The following is a 15,758-nucleotide window of genomic DNA, read 5'->3' as shown; positions in this document are numbered from 1 at the left end:
CCCCTAACCCCCTGAAGGGGGAACAATAACTTGAATATCATGAGTATTGAAAATATAGATCAAAATAATTCAACTTCTACTCCCCCTTCAGGGGGCCGGGGGGCCGGAGATACCATCAGGGTAGGTATTGTTGGCGGTGCGGGCTATACCGGCGGCGAAATGCTGCGGATACTCATCAACCACCCCAACGTGGATATCGTATTTGTGCATAGCACCAGCAGCGCGGGTAAACACGTATACGAAGTACATACCGACTTGTTTGGCGATACCGACCTGCAATTTGCTTCGGAATTGTCTAACGCTATCGACGTAATGTTTCTTTGCGTTGGCCACGGCGATGCCAAAAAGTTTTTAGAGGCTAATGAAATACCTGATAGCGTAAAGGTTATAGACCTGAGCCAAGACTTCCGCCTGACTCAGAACTCAAAACTTAAGACTAAGAACTTCGTCTACGGTTTGCCTGAGCTAAATAGAGAGGCTATTAAAACCGCTGATAATATTGCTAATCCGGGTTGCTTTGCTACCTGCTTGCAACTGGGCCTGTTGCCGTTGGCAAGCAAAGGTTTGCTTACTCATGAGGTACACATTACCGCTACTACAGGTTCTACCGGTGCGGGGCAAAGCTTATCGCCTACCACGCACTTCACCTGGAGGAACGATAACCTATCTGTTTACAAGGCATTTAGCCATCAGCACTTGAACGAGATAGGCCAATCGCTTAGGCAATTGCAGCCCGCTTTTGCCGAGGCCGTAAACTTTGTGCCTTACCGTGGCCACTTTACCCGCGGTATCATTGCTTCTATTTACACCGAAAGCGACCTGTCGGAAGCGGAAGCTTTGCAACTTTACAAACACTATTACGCTGGCCACGCTTTCACGCATGTTACCAGCAAGGATATCGACCTGAAACAGATAGTGAACACTAATAAATGCTTTGTGCAGGTGAAGAAACATGATAATAAGATATTCATTATCAGTATTATGGATAATTTATTGAAAGGCGCCTCGGGCCAGGCGGTTCAGAACATGAACCTGATGTTTGGACTGGATGAGCGCGCAGGATTACGACTTAAGGGGGTAGCTTTTTAGCCCCCCAGCCCCCTAAAGGGGGAGCAGAATTAACAAAATTTTTAACTTTTAAAAGCCCCTTTAGGGGTTTGGGGCATATGAATTTATTCGACGTATATCCAATCAATCCAATCAATATTGTTAAAGGCATTGGCAGCCTTGTGTATGACGACAAAGGCACCGAATACCTCGACCTTTATGGCGGCCACGCAGTAATCTCTATCGGGCACACCCATCCGCATTACGTAAAGCGTTTAGAAGACCAATTGCATCAGATAGGTTTTTACTCCAATTCTATAGAGATTCCCCTGCAAAAACAACTGGCTGAAAAACTGGGCCAGGTATCTGGTAAAGAAGACTACCAGCTTTTCCTGTGCAACTCGGGTGCCGAGGCCAACGAGAACGCGCTGAAGCTGGCATCGTTCTACAATGGCAAAAAGAAGGTTATCGCCTTTAAAAATGCTTTTCACGGGCGTACGTCGCTGGCAGTTGCGGTTACCGATAACCCTAAGATCGTAGCGCCGGTAAACGAAACAGAGAACGCTATTTTTCTGCCATGGGCGGACGAAGCTGCGTTAGAGCAGGCATTTGCCGATAACGAAATATCTTCAGTGATCATCGAAGGTATACAGGGGGTGGGGGGTATACAGGTGGCTCCCATCCTTTTCCTGCAAAAAATACGTACGTTATGTGATGAGCACAATGCAGTGTTTATTGCAGATAGCGTACAATGTGGTTACGGGCGTACCGGTAAATTCTACTCGCACGATTTTGCGGGTATCGATGCCGATATCTACTCCATGGCAAAAGGCATGGGCAATGGCTTCCCGGTAGGTGCCATTAGCATATCGCCAAAAATAAAACCATGGTACGGCGAACTGGGCACCACTTTTGGCGGTAACCATTTGGCTTGCGCTGCCGCTTTAGCGGTATTGGAAACCATTGAGCAGGATAACCTGATGGCGAACGCTGCCGAAGTAGGCGAATACCTGATCAGCGAACTGAAAAAGTTCGACAAGGTTACCGAAGTACGTGGCCGGGGCCTGATGATAGGCATCGACCTGCCTGCCGAATTATCTAACGTAAAAAAGGACCTGCTGTTTAAGCACCAGATATTTACCGGCGAAGCAAAACCGAACGTAGTGAGGCTTTTACCGGCACTTAACTTAACAAAAGCTTATGCCGATAAATTCCTGCAAGCATTTGATACTACTTTAAAAAATTCATAACATAAAAATACGAACTCTACCCCGCTACATGGCGGGACAGGGGAAAAAACGAGGCCATGAAATTATTTACTTCTGTTAATGATGTTACGGATGTTGCGGCGCTGGTTGCCGAGGCATTAACGCTAAAACAAACTCCTTTTGCGCACAAGCATTTGGGCGAGAATAAAACCCTGTGCCTCGTTTTTTTAAATCCAAGCTTGCGTACCCGCATTAGCACCCAAAAGGCCGGGCAAAATTTGGGCATGAACGTAATTGTGCTCAACATTGATAAAGAAGGCTGGGCGCTTGAACTAAACGATGGCGTGGTAATGAACGGTACTACCGTAGAACACATCCGCGAAGCAGCCGCCGTTATGGGCGAATATTCGGACATCATCGGTGTGCGCTCGTTCCCGGGCTTGAAGAACCGCGATGAAGACTATAGCGAATTGATATTCAACAAATTCGTTGAGTTTTGTAAAGTGCCTATCGTAAGCCTCGAATCGGCTACGCGCCACCCTCTGCAAAGCCTTGCCGACCTGGTGACCATTGAAGAACTAAAAACAAAAGCACGCCCTAAGGTAGTACTCACCTGGGCGCCGCATATAAAGCCTCTGCCGCAGGCTGTACCCAACTCTTTTGCCGAATGGATGTGCAAGGGTGACGTAGACTTTGTGATTGCTCAACCGGCAGGATACGAGCTTTCTGAAGAGTTTACGCAAGGTGCTACCATCACACACGATCAGGATGAAGCGTTAAAGGACGCGGATTTCATCTACGTAAAAAACTGGAGCGCCTACGAGCCCTATGGTAAAGTACTACCCGGCAACGAAGATTGGATGCTAACTTTCGACAAGCTGAAAGATGCACCGAACGCCAAAGTAATGCACTGCCTGCCCGTAAGGCGCGATCTGGAGCTTTCTTCGGAGATACTGGACAGCGACAGATCAGTAGTGATACACGAGGCCGGTAACCGCGTTTGGGCAGCACAAGCCGTGCTAAAACAAATGCTGGAAGCATTGTAACAAAGCGCGTAGTTTTAATGTCTTGTTTCTTGATTCTAACTTCTTGACTCTGCGCTTTATGTATACGCCAAAGTATTTTCAACTAACAGATAATGATGAAGTTATCAGCTTTATGCAAAAGTATAGCTTCGCCACTATTGTTACCAATATTAATGGCGTACCCGAGGCTACGCACCTGCCTTTTATAGTTGAGCAAAGGGGCGATAAGTTAATGCTGGTATCGCATTTCGCAAAAGCCAATCCGCAGGCAAGCGCGATATTCAACCAAACATCGCTGGTGATATTTACGGAGCCGCACGCCTACATCTCCCCCGCACATTACGAAAAAGCCCTTAACGTACCCACCTGGAATTATCTTGCTGTGCATGCCTATGGTAAAGCCACACTGATAGATGACAAGGCCGAAGTTGCCAAATTGTTGGAAAAAATGATAGGTTTTTACGAAGCCGCTTACTTAAAACAATGGGCGCAATTGCCTGATGATTATAAGTTTAAGATGATGAATGGCATCGTGGCTTTCGAGATTGAAGTAACCGACTTGCAGGGTAAAAAGAAACTCAGCCAAAACCGCAGCGAGCTGGAAAGGGAGAATATCATCAAGTCGTTTACTAACTCTGCCGACCAAAACGAGCGCGATATTGCGGGGTATATGAAGGGTTAAACGCAATTATAAGCTTTAGCATACACACCTCAACTCATTAGCCCTTCATAAACGGGTTAAAAGTCCTCGCGCCTATTTCCATACCGGCGGCCCGGCAAACCGTTTTCTCGCCAAATTTAAAGTTTATGGTATCCATGGCCTGGTAAAGGCGAATACGTTCTTCGTTATCTTCGAACAAATTTATCTGGTAGCTGCCGGCACACAGGTCACTTAGCCTTACACCAATAAGCCTGATGGGCCGGTGCTGGTTCCAGGCTTTTTTAAGCAGGTTTTTCACACCCGGTATAAGGATGTGTTCTGCTGCTGTAAGCGGTATTTTTTGTTGCAGGGTGTGCGTTTCAAAATTGGCGTAGCGCAGTTTTATGGCCAGGCAACTGCTTACTTTATTTTCACGGCGCAATTTGCCGGCGAGTTCCTCCGTCATGCTTACCAGCATATTTTCCAGCGTGCGGATATCTTTCACATCGTTATGGAAGGTAGTTTCGGTAGAGATTGATTTGCGGCCCGTATGTTCAACTATTTCTCTTTCATCAATCCCATGTGCTTTGTTGTAGATGTAAGCACCCGCCTTGCCAAATACAGCCTGCAAAAACTTGATGTTTACCTTTTGCAGGTCGCCTATTTTTTCGATGCCATATTGATATAGTTTTTGGCAGGTGTGCTCGCCCATTCCCGGTATTTTGCGGATGTTAAGCGGCGCCAAAAAATCTTTCTCCTCTCCTGCTTTCACCCACAATTGGCCATTGGGTTTCGCCTGGTTGGTAGCCATTTTAGCAACTGTTCGGCTACTCGCCATGCCAAAGGAAATGGGCAGCCCGGTTTCGCGGATAACGCGCTGCCGCAGGTCGGTTGCCAATTGATATGGGTTATGGAAACGTTCCATCCCCGACAGATCTATGTAAAACTCGTCGACCGACGTTTTTTGATAGAGCGGTACCGATTTATGGATGATCTCGGTAACCTCGCGCGATGCCTCGCCGTAACGCCCGTGTGTGCCGTGTATTACAATAGCGTGCGGGCATAGCTTTAATGCCTGCCTTGTAGGCATTGCCGACCGAACGCCGTAGGCCCGTGCCTCGTAACTACAGGATGATACCACGCCCCTGTCCGCCGAACCGCCTATTATAACGGCCTTGCCAATAAGTTCGGGATTGAACTTACGTTCCACCGAAACGAAGAACGAATCGAGGTCGATATGCACGATATGTCTTGGCGAATCCATATCACAAATATGAAAATATAATTTGAAATGCTAAAATAATTAGCAAATTTTGTGTTATAAATATGGTTGAAGGAGGCTACGCTGCAGCCATTTTACAGCCTTGGCACTTTCTACAAACACGGTGCTCCTGCCGGAGCGTATGCGCAAAGCAGATTTAATAGTCAGCTCTTGTTTTGGCTACAGCGTAGCCCCGTGTTTATAGAAAACATAATATCAATTTTTCCGGCTCCGTAGGAGCCACCTTAACTAAAAACAAAATGACAGGCTACGCCGACTACCTTTTCCTGCTTTCGCCGCCCGAGAACATCAGGCACGAGGTAGCGCGCTATAAAAAGGCCTCGGTAAAGCACATTGGCGAATTTGGCGGTATGAACTCTCCCGCCCATATCACTATTAACCAGTTAGAGCGGCAAAAGCCATTTATGATGGATACTGCCTTTGAACGTGTCGAAAATATATTGCAGGCAATGCCTCCCATATTGCTCCACCTGGATGGCTTTAAATACTTTGAGCACCTGCACGGTAAACATACCATTTATGGCTACATCCGCAGCACACCGGCCATGGAAGATTGGTTTGCCCTGTTACGCAAAAACCTGAAAATCAAAAAAGCGTTAGTGCCACACATCACTGTGGTACGAAACATCCCCGAGGTCGACTTTAAAAAGCTGTGGCCGCACTTCCACCACAAAAAACTGCTGGAGCCCTTTTGGATACACGAACTAAAAGTATTACAGCGAGAAACTTTCGGCACCACTTCCGGCAAATGGGAGCCTTATAAAACCATACCATTTAAAAACACCGAAGCACTTGCAGGTAAAGCGGATTGGAAAACTGCGCAACAGGCTAAAGCAGACATAGCAGATAGGAAACAAATAAAATTATTTTAAAATGAATATTAGGCTGTACTACAATAGAATCACTGTTCCCGAACATATTAATCGAGATAAGCCGCTATAAAAGAGCTTGTTTCAAACATATCGGAAAGTTTCCAAGCCAGAAATCAGAGGGGCATATATCGTTTAATTGCAAACCTCTATCCTCCGGCTTAAAGCATAATAAAATATCCGACGTTGATGTTTATTACCAATATATTGAGAATTGCCTAACGCAAATTAAGCCCATCACCATGGAGATAACTGACTTCGAATTTCTTACTCATGGTAAAAATAAACGTTCAATTTGCGCGGCATTAAAGCTCGACGCAGAAACAAAAGGGTGGTTTAATGAAGTAATGAATATCCTTGCCCCCGGTAAAAAGATAAACCGCCCACATATTACGATTGCAAGAGATATTCCTATTGAATCCTTCAATATATTATGGCCATATTTTCAAAAGCTTGAGTATAACGATCGTTTTATCATGGACCATTTAGATATACTTGAGCAAGAGATAAGTGATTACTACTGTCCGATGTTACCATTTAGGAAAATAGCTTTTTCAAAATCTGATTGCTAAATTTTAGCATTTCTATACCGTAAGCTGGAAGCTTACTTGATGCTACACCACGAGATACGCTTCGCTAATCTCGCGGCAGCGAATTTTATTTGTATATTCTGGAAATTCTGATTCAGACAATTACTCCGATATCACAAACGTTTTCCCCTCAACGGCCAATTCGGTATTTGGGAATACGCTTTGGGCTTCGTCCAGCAGTTCGTTAAGGGTTTTATAACGGGCAGAGAAATGCCCGATAATGAGTTTACCTATATTGTTCTTTAAAGCCACATCGCCGGCTTGCCATGCAGTGGTATGGTGGGTTTGGTTTGCCCTGTCGAGCATATCATGCAAAAAGGTAGCCTCGTGGTATAGCAGGTCGGCACCATATATTTGCTCGAAATACTTTTCGGTATAAATAGTATCCGAGCAATAGGCATAGCTTTTAGGCGCATCAGAATCTATGCTCAGCGTATCGTTTTTGTAAATGGTGCCATCCGGCGCTTCGTAATCGCGTCCTTTCTTTAACGCGCTATAAAATGCTACAGGGATATTCAGTTCTTCTATGCGCTCTTTAATGAGTTTGCGCAGGCGCTTCTTCTGCGTAAACAAAAAGCCGGTTGTGGGTATGCGGTGATCCAGCGGGATGGTTTCTACCACAATATCCTGGTTATCCAGTATCACTGTGCGCTTTTCATCCGAAGTAAATACATACTCGATGGGGTAATGCAGCGTGGTTTCGGAGTACTTCAGTTGAAGGTCTATGATCTCTTTCAACTGCGGCGGGCAAAACAACTGCAAGGGCTTTTTGCGGCCGTTGAGGTGCATAGATGATAATAAACCAACCAGGCCAAGGTAATGGTCGCCATGCAGGTGGCTGATAAAGATATAGTCGATACGACTGGCCTTAACGTCGAAACGCAGCATTTGCTGCTGCGTTCCTTCGGCGCAATCAACCAAATACAGTTTCTCGTTTATATTGAGCACCTGTGCGGTTGGGTTGCGGTTAAATATGGGTGTTGCAGAACTGCTGCCCAGTATAGTTACTTCGAATTTCATACCGGGAAAACAGCCTTATTATTTCATTTCTCTTTTCAGTTCTTTCTCTATCTCCTCCATAAAAATAAGGTCGATAGCCTCTTCGCAAGAGGGAACAACTGAAAGTACATTATCTAACTGCGAAATAGTAACTAAACGTGCTACAGCATCATTCAGTCCCGCTAAAATGAAGGAGCCATTCGCATTTTTGCAAAGGCGATGCCCAACCAATAAGCTGCTTAAGCCCGACGAATCTGCAAACTTTACCTGCGACAGATCCAACACAATATTGCGCTGGCCTTCGGTATTGATCAGGATCAGTTCTGATTTCAGCTGTGGTGTTATCAGCGAATTCAGTTTCGATTCGTTAAGCTTAATAAGGATGTATTTCTCGTGCTTATCAACCGTATATTTCATTTTGGGATATTTAGAAAGCTAAGATATAACTTATTTATGTTTAATTAAAAATTTTACAGCTCGTGTGAAAGTAAATCGTGTTTCGGATATTAGTCTCCAACACACCCCTTCGCCCCTCTCAAGAGGGGAACCGCACCTGCCCTTGCGCGCTTTTATTAAAGCTCTGCCAAAGCGGTTTTAATATTGCGTTCTACGCGCTGCAATACGTCCTCTTCACCCGGTTTTACAAAGGCTTCGCCCGTAATTTGCTGGTAAAGTTCAATGTATCTCTCTGATATCGACAGAACGCGCTCGCGGTCCATTTCCGGTACCACTTGCCCGTCTTTACCCTGGAAACCATTCTCTATCAGCCAACGGCGAACAAACTCTTTAGATAACTGTTTTTGCGGCTCGTTGTTTTCCTGGCGCTCGTGATAGCCATCGCTATAGAAATAGCGCGACGAATCGGGCGTGTGTATCTCATCTATCAAATAAATGGTATCGCCCACTTTGCCAAACTCGTATTTGGTATCAACCAATATCAGCCCCTGCCCTGCCGCAATTTCGGTGCCCCGGGCAAAAAGCTGGCGCGTGTAATTTTCAAGCTTGATGTAATCATCTTCGCTTACAATACCGCGTGCTAAAATATCCTCGCGCGATATATCCTCATCGTGCCCTACCGATGCTTTGGTAGTTGGGGTGATGATGGGCTCGGGCAGTTTATCGTTCTCTTTTAAACCTTTGGGCAGTGTAACGCCACAAACCTGGCGTTTACCCAAAGCATACTCGCGGGCCGCATGGCCGGCCAAATAGCCGCGTATCACCATCTCTACCTTAAACGGCTCGCAAATGCGGCCAATGGTAACACTTGGGTCAGGTACGCTGATCACCCAGTTAGGTACAATGTCTTCAGTAGCCTTTAAAAATTTTGCAGCAATTTGGTTAAGCACCTGCCCTTTGTATGGAATAGGCTCGGGCAGTACTACGTCGAACGCAGAAATGCGGTCGGTAACTACCATAGCCAGGTATTTATTATCGATAGTATAAACATCGCGCACCTTGCCTTTGTAAAAAGCCGTCTGCGCCGGAAATTCGAAATGTGTTTCTTTTATAGCGTCCATGTGTTGAGTCTTAAGTCGAAAGCTTATAGTCTAAAGTCGAAATATGAAATAACTCCAGACTAAAGACTTTAGACTAATTACTTATTGAATGTCTCCGTAGGCTTCCAATATCCTGCGTACCAGTTTGTGCCTTACTACGTCTTCGCCGCTTAGGTATACAATGTCTATACCTTTTATATCGGTGAGGATGCGCAGCGCAGTGTACAAGCCCGACTGTTGTTTTTTAGGTAAGTCTATCTGTGTTACGTCGCCGGTTACAATGAATTTTGCCGACGGGCCCATACGCGTCAGGAACATCTTTAGCTGCATATCGGTAGCGTTTTGCGCCTCGTCCAATATCACAAAGCAGTTATCCAGCGTACGGCCGCGCATAAAGGCTAATGGGGCTATTTCTATGGTGCGGTTCTCCAGGTAAGTCTTCAGCTTTTCGGCAGGTATCATATCGTCCAGCGCATCATATAGCGGGCGCAGGTACGGGTCTATTTTTTCCTTTAAATCGCCCGGTAAAAAGCCCAGGTTCTCCCCTGCTTCTACCGCCGGGCGCGTAAGTATGATGCGTTTTATCTCTTTGTTCTTTAGCGCACGAACAGCCAGTGCTACAGCGGTATACGTTTTACCGGTACCGGCGGGGCCAATGGCGAAAAGGATATCGCTCTTCTGGATGCTATCCACCATACGGCGCTGGTTGGTAGTGCGTGCACGTACCATAATGCCGTTAGGCCCGTAAACAATAACCTCGCCGCTGGCAAATTTATCGGCAGCAGCTGGTTCGCCGGTAGATGATGCCGGCGTAGGCTTGGCGCCAAGTATACGTTCTACGTCAATAGAATTAAGGCTTTCGTACTTTTCGAGGTGTTCAACTAAGCGGCCAAATTTTTCTTCGAAAGTTTTCAACTCGGCCTCGTCGCCTAACACTTTAACCTCGCTGCCGCGCGCAACTATTTTAAGCTTAGGATATTGCTTTTTCAGTATCTCGAAATGATCGTTGTTGGGACCCCACAAAACGGCGGGGTTAACATGTTCAATTGATAATTTTAGCTCGTTCAATACTAATTGATTTTTTCAGTTGGCAGATTTTTATGAATTAAAAATTGAATATTTGCACCTTTAAATACTCATACAAGGTTAGTAATAAATATTTACAAAATTAATGGCAATTATAACTTTAACTACCGACCTGGGCGATAAGGATATTTATCAGGCCGCCCTTAAAGGTAGTATTTTAAAGCTGCTGCCCACCGTAAATATTGTAGATATTACTAACAATGTGCAGGCCTTCAATGTGCAGCAGGCGGCATTCATCCTCAAAAACAGCTACTACTACTTCCCCGATAATACGGTGCATTTAATTGGTATTGATACCGTTTACAATAATGCTACCCGCTACCTGGCCGTGCGCCACAAAAACCATTATTTTGTTGGGGCCGATAACGGCATCTTTTCGCTGATGTTTAACAGCCAGCCCGATGAGATGGTGGAAATAAACATTATGCAGGACCTTAAATTCCTGCACTTCCCGCTGGCGGATATTTTTGTGAAGGCGGCATGCCATTTAGCTAATGGTGGTTCATTGGCAGATATCGGCCTGCCCGTTACCGAGGTGGAGCACAAAATGAACCTGCAACCGGTAATGGATGGCAACCTTATCCGCGGGGCGGTGATCTATATCGATTCGTTCCAGAACGTGATCACGAACGTTACCAAGGAGTTTTTTAACCGCGTACAGCAGGGCCGCCGTTTTACGTTATACTTTAAGCGTAACGAAACCATTACCCACCTCAGCTGGCACTACAACGAAGTACCCGAAGGCGAAAAACTCTGCCTCTTCGGCATCAGCGACCACCTGGAAATAGCCATAAACAAAGGCAACGCCAGCGGGTTGCTGGGCTTAAATGTTGGGGATAGTGTTATTATTGATTTTCAGCGGTAGGGAACATCTCGCTTTACCTCAAAATAAAAGATTCTTATATTAGGAGTCTAAATCTATTATCATGTCTGTTGAAATAATCCTGTTAATTATATCTTGTATAGGCGGAATATACTCGCTTATTAAGATAATTTATGATATGGTTAAAGGGAAAACTTTCAAAGAAGCTATACACACTCCAGAATGTGGTATTTTGACAATTTCCATAATATTCACGTTTATATTGTTATTTCCTTGGAGCAAATTACATTACGGAGATATGCCAGCAGCAAAGCACGATACTATTATCGTCGAAAAAAAATCGAAATTACAACACAGCGCAGTAATCCCCATTAAAGACACTACTGATACTGACGAACTCTACAAAAAGATTCCAAAGAAATCATTTAAAGACCGTAGAACACTGTTAGAAAGGACTACAGCCAAGAATACTCGAAGAATACCACAACGCCTGTAACAGCTAAAAACGTAGTGACCGCTCCAAATTATGGCAATCAACAAGTAGGAGACCAAAACACAATGGTAGTCTCCAAAACGTTCACTCCTATAGACGGAATACGCATTTTAAAATCTATAGATTCTGCGAAGTCTGTGAATGGCATTGATGCGAATAAAAAATTCATTGTGATAAAAAATGACAACACCACTAACGCCGTGAAATTCAGCCAGCAATTGGACTATTTTCTTAAAAAGAATGGGTATGGAACCGCTTCATTGCCCCTGACATTGGTGGTGAACCGACTATTGGGTATCATATAATTGTCGATGATTTCAAAAATATCATATTAAAAATTGGAACTTTTTAGATAACAACCGTTCGATTTCGATGTTCGTTTTACTATAATTTAAAACCAGTTGCAGAAATAACCACCCGAAACCTATTTGAGCACAATATTTGAATTCTTTAAAGTTCCAATAATTTTCCTTTTGCGTGAAAAACCTCCTCCCCCTTCACTCCAAAGTCAATTTTCCCACATATAGTGCAAGCGCCACTGTAAACCCTTAGTTTTGCAGGTTGATAAGCATATACTGATACATGGCAAGAGGACGATTGAACAGTGGCGCGAAAGCGGAAGCTGAATTACCTAAAGCGAAAATAAATAAGCAAAGTTTGCGCAACGTAGGCAAGCTTTTAAAATATATAAAACCTTACCGGATCAAGTTTATTGGTGGCTTGCTTTTCCTTATACTATCCAGTTTGGTTGGCTTGGCTTTCCCTGGCTTTTTTGGTGCATTAATAGATGCGGCAAAAGGTGTTCAGCACAATAAATTTTTCCCGGCCGACCTATCGCAGATAGGTAAGATCGCCATCGTGGTATTATTTGTACAAGGTTTTGTTTCGTTCTTCCGCATCACATGGTTCGTACAGGTGGCAGAAAACGCCCTTGCTGCTTTGCGCCGCGATACCTATTTTAAGCTTATCACCCTCCAAATGGACTTTTTCGCTAACCGCAGGGTTGGTGAACTAAACAGTCGAATATCCGCCGACCTTTCGCAAATACAGGAAGTACTTACAACAACCTTTGCTGAATTTATACGCCAGATAATTATTCTTGTAGGTGGTATTACCCTACTTATTGTTATTTCATGGAAACTGACAATAGCTTTGCTGGTAGTACTGCCGGTTTTAATTTTGATCGCCATCGTGTTTGGGAAATTTATCAGGAAATTATCAAGACAAGCACAAGACCAACTGGCCGAATCGAACACAATTGTAGAAGAAACCCTACAGGGTATAGCCAACGTAAAAGCTTTTGTGAACGAAGCTTTTGAAGCCGGCCGCTACGATAAAACACTACAGCGCGTGGTTGGTATTGCCGTGAAGGGTGCTAAGTATCGTGGCATGTTTGGTGCGTTCATTGTGTTCTGCCTTTTTGGTACCGTTTTTTGCGAAATATGGTATGGCTCTTATTTGCTGTCGATACATGATAATGGCTTAACGTTTGGCCAACTTACCAATTTTATTGTTTACGCAGCATTCATTAGTGCTGCCATGGGAAGCCTGCCTGATTTATATGCCAACTTGCAAAAAGCCATCGGTGCTACAGAACGAGTACTGGAAATATTGGACGAAAAAGGTGAAGACGTATCCATCAATGCGGTTGATAACGAGGTTAAACAGAAAATACAGGGTAACTTATCGTTCTCGGATGTGGTTTTCGCTTATCCTTCCCGCCCGGAACTAACTGTTTTAAATGGTGTTTCTTTTGATGCACCTGCAGGGCAAAAGATAGCTATAGTTGGGCCGAGTGGGTCAGGTAAATCCACCACTGCTGCTTTGATTCTGCAATTCTACCATCCGCAAAGCGGAACGATACTATTTGATGGCAAGTCGGCTGATAAATATGCGTTAACCGACATACGCAACCAGGTAGCTATTGTGCCGCAGGATGTAATGCTGTTCGGCGGCACTATTATGGAAAACATTGCTTATGGTAAATTGAGCGCCACTAAAGAAGAAATTATACAGGCCGCTAAACGCGCCAATGCCGACCAGTTCATCACCTCGTTCCCCGAAGGTTATGAAACCGTTGTGGGCGAGCGCGGCGTAAAACTTTCGGGCGGACAAAGGCAGCGCATAGCTATTGCACGTGCATTGTTAAAAAATCCTGCTATATTGATCCTGGATGAAGCCACGTCTTCGCTCGATTCGGAATCGGAGCGTTTGGTACAGGAGGCTTTGGAGGAACTGATGAAAGGGCGCACCTCTATCATCATTGCCCACCGCCTATCCACCATCCGCGAGGCTGATAAGATCATCGTTTTGGAGAAAGGCAATATAATAGAAAGCGGCACCCACCAGGAACTGGTTGCTAACGAGCAGGGCCTGTACCGATACCTGAGCCAATTGCAATACGAAGTACAGTAGTGTTCATTTGTTCACCGGTTCATTGGTCATTGGTTGGATAGCTGATGATTTCTTTGAAACCGAACAAACAATATTGAACATTTCCCTATTTTGTGACCAACAGATCGTTCTTAGTTCAACGGTCATTTCCAAGGTAACCACCCTTACACAAATGAACCGGTGAACTAATGAACCAACGAACTAACGAATGAAATTAACCATACACGGGGCGGCCCGGCAGGTAACCGGCAGCATGCATTTATTGCAGGTTGGCCAATATAAGATACTGATAGATTGCGGGCTCGATTACGAGAAAGAGCACAATATACAGGTGAACGAAGACTTTGGCTTTAACCCCGAAGATATTGATGTTGTGGTACTTACCCACGCGCATATCGACCATTCGGGCAACTTGCCAACTTTAGTGCGCATGGGGTTTGAAGGACAAATACTTTGCACTCCACCCACTGCAGACCTTACCGAACTATTGCTTATCGACTCAGTGAATATCTTCCTGAGCAAGGCCGATAAAGGCAAGCACAGCCGCAAACGCCACAAACGCGGTGGCGGTCCGCAGCCTTTGTACCTGCAAAAACATGTGATGGATACGGTAGACAGGTTCGTAACCATTGGCTTTAACCGTCCTTTTCGCATCAATGGCGATATCGAGCTTACCTTTGTTCCTGCAGGGCATTTACTGGGCGCAGCGGCAGCTGTATTTAAGGTGATTGAGAACGGCGAAGAAAAGTCGATAGCTTTTACCGGTGATATTGGCCGCAAGAACTACCCGGTATTGAACGACCCTGAGGCGCTACCTCCGGTGGATTATATCGTTAGCGAGGCCACCTACGGCGGGCGTATGCATACCAAAGGCAAATCGGTGGAGGAAACCTTGGTGGAGATTATTGATAAGGTTTGCGTTAAAGAACAAGGGCGTTTGATTATCCCGGCATTTAGTATCGGTCGCACACAATCGTTGGTGTTTGCACTGAACAAAATATTCAGCAATGGTTTGCTGCCGCCTGTGGCCATTTTTGTTGATAGCCCAATGGCTACGCGCGCTACTGAGATATTCCGCAAGCATCACAGCCAGGTGAACCCCGAAGCGCAGGAATTTTACAACCGCCAGGGCGATGAGTTCGAATTTGAGAACCTCACTTATGTGGAAACGCTGAAGGATAGCAGGCAGGTATCTAATTACTACGAGCCTTGTATCATCATTTCATCGGCGGGCATGCTGGAAGGCGGGCGTATACAAGACCACCTTTTTTACAACATCCAGAATTATTACTGTACTATACTATTCATCGGCTATTGCGCCAAAGGCACCTTAGGTTACCGCCTGCTGCGCGGCGACCCTATTGTACACGTAAAAGACCGCGACCTGGCCGTTTACGCCACTATTAAGCAAACCGACGTACTCAGCGCTCATGGCGACCACGAAGACCTGCTGAACAACATAAAAACACAGGATGCAGCTAAACTGAAAGGCGTTTTTTTAGTGCATGGCGAGGAAACCAGCATGCAGGCTTTAGCCGATGCTTTGGAACCTGATGGATATAAGGTGACGATACCGGAGAAAGGTGTGGCTTACGAGTTGTAGGTAATACCTCAACCGTCATCTTGATTACTTGTTTCAAGAACCCATCATACAAGCTTGCGAATTTGCAGATGGCTAATGCTGTGGCTACCTGCCGTGTGGGGTGCTGAAACAAGTTGCAGCATGACGTGAATTGAATAGCATCAGAGAATCCTCAAATCAAGCGAATCAGGGTTCTGACAAAGAGTTATCGCATATCGGTGAAG

General features: G+C 45.1%; 15 protein-coding genes. 10 read left to right on the top strand and 5 right to left on the bottom strand.

Annotated features, from left to right (window positions below):
* Nucleotides 1–39 precede the first annotated feature (39 nt).
* From argC to BC343_RS02990, 4 genes are all read left to right on the top strand, one after another.
* Nucleotides 40–1,089, top strand: a complete 1,050-nt coding sequence (gene argC / locus BC343_RS03005) for an N-acetyl-gamma-glutamyl-phosphate reductase (RefSeq protein WP_078346224.1) — start codon at nucleotides 40–42, stop codon at nucleotides 1,087–1,089.
* A gap of 77 nt (nucleotides 1,090–1,166) precedes the next feature.
* Nucleotides 1,167–2,297 carry an aspartate aminotransferase family protein gene (locus tag BC343_RS03000; RefSeq protein WP_078346223.1) on the top strand — a complete coding sequence of 377 codons (1,131 nt, stop codon included), beginning with the start codon at nucleotides 1,167–1,169 and terminating at the stop codon, nucleotides 2,295–2,297.
* A 56-nt stretch (nucleotides 2,298–2,353) separates the two neighbouring features.
* The gene (locus BC343_RS02995; protein WP_078346222.1) at nucleotides 2,354–3,301 is read left to right on the top strand and encodes a Rossmann-fold NAD(P)-binding domain-containing protein; all 948 of its coding nucleotides are present in this window, start codon (nucleotides 2,354–2,356) and stop codon (nucleotides 3,299–3,301) included.
* A gap of 43 nt (nucleotides 3,302–3,344) precedes the next feature.
* Nucleotides 3,345–3,962, top strand: coding sequence for an FMN-binding negative transcriptional regulator (locus BC343_RS02990; protein WP_202909715.1), 618 nt, complete (start codon nucleotides 3,345–3,347; stop codon nucleotides 3,960–3,962).
* Between the two features lie 37 nt (nucleotides 3,963–3,999).
* On the opposite strand, the gene dinB is transcribed toward BC343_RS02990, so the two are convergent.
* A complete protein-coding gene (dinB, locus tag BC343_RS02985) occupies nucleotides 4,000–5,184 on the bottom strand; it encodes a DNA polymerase IV (RefSeq protein WP_078346221.1) in 1,185 nt (394 codons plus the stop codon).
* A 257-nt stretch (nucleotides 5,185–5,441) separates the two neighbouring features.
* Here dinB and BC343_RS02980 point away from each other — a divergent pair, with 257 nt between their 5' ends.
* Together BC343_RS02980 and BC343_RS02975 are read left to right on the top strand one after the other, a co-directional pair.
* Nucleotides 5,442–6,074: a 2'-5' RNA ligase family protein gene (locus BC343_RS02980; protein ID WP_078346220.1), complete on the top strand. Its 633-nt coding sequence runs from the start codon at nucleotides 5,442–5,444 to the stop codon at nucleotides 6,072–6,074.
* Between the two features lie 239 nt (nucleotides 6,075–6,313).
* Nucleotides 6,314–6,643: a hypothetical protein gene (locus BC343_RS02975; protein WP_078346219.1), complete on the top strand. Its 330-nt coding sequence runs from the start codon at nucleotides 6,314–6,316 to the stop codon at nucleotides 6,641–6,643.
* Nucleotides 6,644–6,763: 120 nt separating this feature from the next.
* Here the strand turns inward: BC343_RS02975 and BC343_RS02970 are convergent, their stop codons facing one another.
* The 4 genes from BC343_RS02970 to BC343_RS02955 all read right to left on the bottom strand — a co-directional run bounded on the left by BC343_RS02970 (nucleotide 6,764) and on the right by BC343_RS02955 (nucleotide 10,224).
* Complete coding sequence (locus BC343_RS02970) at nucleotides 6,764–7,681, bottom strand: ribonuclease Z (RefSeq protein WP_078346218.1); 918 nt, start codon at nucleotides 7,679–7,681, stop codon at nucleotides 6,764–6,766.
* Between the two features lie 18 nt (nucleotides 7,682–7,699).
* Entirely contained in the window at nucleotides 7,700–8,077 is a 378-nt protein-coding gene (locus BC343_RS02965) for an STAS domain-containing protein (RefSeq protein WP_078346217.1), read from the bottom strand.
* A gap of 155 nt (nucleotides 8,078–8,232) precedes the next feature.
* On the bottom strand, nucleotides 8,233–9,177 hold the full coding sequence (locus tag BC343_RS02960; RefSeq protein WP_078346216.1) for a phosphoribosylaminoimidazolesuccinocarboxamide synthase: 945 nt from the start codon (nucleotides 9,175–9,177) through the stop codon (nucleotides 8,233–8,235).
* Nucleotides 9,178–9,258: 81 nt separating this feature from the next.
* A complete protein-coding gene (locus tag BC343_RS02955; RefSeq protein WP_078346215.1) occupies nucleotides 9,259–10,224 on the bottom strand; it encodes a PhoH family protein in 966 nt (321 codons plus the stop codon).
* 103 nt (nucleotides 10,225–10,327) lie between these two features.
* Here BC343_RS02955 and BC343_RS02950 point away from each other — a divergent pair, with 103 nt between their 5' ends.
* The 4 genes from BC343_RS02950 to BC343_RS02930 all read left to right on the top strand — a co-directional run bounded on the left by BC343_RS02950 (nucleotide 10,328) and on the right by BC343_RS02930 (nucleotide 15,555).
* Nucleotides 10,328–11,107, top strand: coding sequence for an SAM hydrolase/SAM-dependent halogenase family protein (locus BC343_RS02950; RefSeq protein WP_078346214.1), 780 nt, complete (start codon nucleotides 10,328–10,330; stop codon nucleotides 11,105–11,107).
* Nucleotides 11,108–11,168: 61 nt separating this feature from the next.
* On the top strand, nucleotides 11,169–11,561 hold the full coding sequence (locus tag BC343_RS02945) for a hypothetical protein (RefSeq protein ID WP_078346213.1): 393 nt from the start codon (nucleotides 11,169–11,171) through the stop codon (nucleotides 11,559–11,561).
* Nucleotides 11,562–12,140: 579 nt separating this feature from the next.
* Complete coding sequence (locus tag BC343_RS02935; RefSeq protein WP_078346211.1) at nucleotides 12,141–13,973, top strand: ABC transporter ATP-binding protein; 1,833 nt, start codon at nucleotides 12,141–12,143, stop codon at nucleotides 13,971–13,973.
* Between the two features lie 187 nt (nucleotides 13,974–14,160).
* Nucleotides 14,161–15,555 carry an MBL fold metallo-hydrolase gene (locus tag BC343_RS02930; RefSeq protein ID WP_078346210.1) on the top strand — a complete coding sequence of 465 codons (1,395 nt, stop codon included), beginning with the start codon at nucleotides 14,161–14,163 and terminating at the stop codon, nucleotides 15,553–15,555.
* The last annotated feature ends 203 nt before the right edge of the window (nucleotides 15,556–15,758 follow it).

This window comes from Mucilaginibacter pedocola (assembly GCF_002013915.1).
GTDB classification, from domain to species: Bacteria; Bacteroidota; Bacteroidia; order Sphingobacteriales; family Sphingobacteriaceae; genus Mucilaginibacter; species Mucilaginibacter pedocola.
Note: the sequence above shows the minus strand (reverse complement) of the source record. Positions and strands in the feature narration are given on the sequence as shown.

What these genes read in the sequence shown, in the direction of transcription:
- BC343_RS02950 (WP_078346214.1), top strand. Translation starts at nt 10,328, where the DNA reads ATGGCAATTATAACTTTAACTACCGACCTGGGCGATAAGGATATTTAT.
- BC343_RS02945 (WP_078346213.1), top strand. Translation starts at nt 11,169, where the DNA reads ATGTCTGTTGAAATAATCCTGTTAATTATATCTTGTATAGGCGGAATA.
- argC (WP_078346224.1), top strand. Translation starts at nt 40, where the DNA reads ATGAGTATTGAAAATATAGATCAAAATAATTCAACTTCTACTCCCCCT.
- BC343_RS03000 (WP_078346223.1), top strand. Translation starts at nt 1,167, where the DNA reads ATGAATTTATTCGACGTATATCCAATCAATCCAATCAATATTGTTAAA.
- BC343_RS02980 (WP_078346220.1), top strand. Translation starts at nt 5,442, where the DNA reads ATGACAGGCTACGCCGACTACCTTTTCCTGCTTTCGCCGCCCGAGAAC.
- BC343_RS02995 (WP_078346222.1), top strand. Translation starts at nt 2,354, where the DNA reads ATGAAATTATTTACTTCTGTTAATGATGTTACGGATGTTGCGGCGCTG.
- BC343_RS02970 (WP_078346218.1), bottom strand. Translation starts at nt 7,681, where the DNA reads ATGAAATTCGAAGTAACTATACTGGGCAGCAGTTCTGCAACACCCATA.
- BC343_RS02965 (WP_078346217.1), bottom strand. Translation starts at nt 8,077, where the DNA reads ATGAAATATACGGTTGATAAGCACGAGAAATACATCCTTATTAAGCTT.
- BC343_RS02930 (WP_078346210.1), top strand. Translation starts at nt 14,161, where the DNA reads ATGAAATTAACCATACACGGGGCGGCCCGGCAGGTAACCGGCAGCATG.
- BC343_RS02960 (WP_078346216.1), bottom strand. Translation starts at nt 9,177, where the DNA reads ATGGACGCTATAAAAGAAACACATTTCGAATTTCCGGCGCAGACGGCT.
- dinB (WP_078346221.1), bottom strand. Translation starts at nt 5,184, where the DNA reads ATGGATTCGCCAAGACATATCGTGCATATCGACCTCGATTCGTTCTTC.
- BC343_RS02975 (WP_078346219.1), top strand. Translation starts at nt 6,314, where the DNA reads ATGGAGATAACTGACTTCGAATTTCTTACTCATGGTAAAAATAAACGT.
- BC343_RS02935 (WP_078346211.1), top strand. Translation starts at nt 12,141, where the DNA reads ATGGCAAGAGGACGATTGAACAGTGGCGCGAAAGCGGAAGCTGAATTA.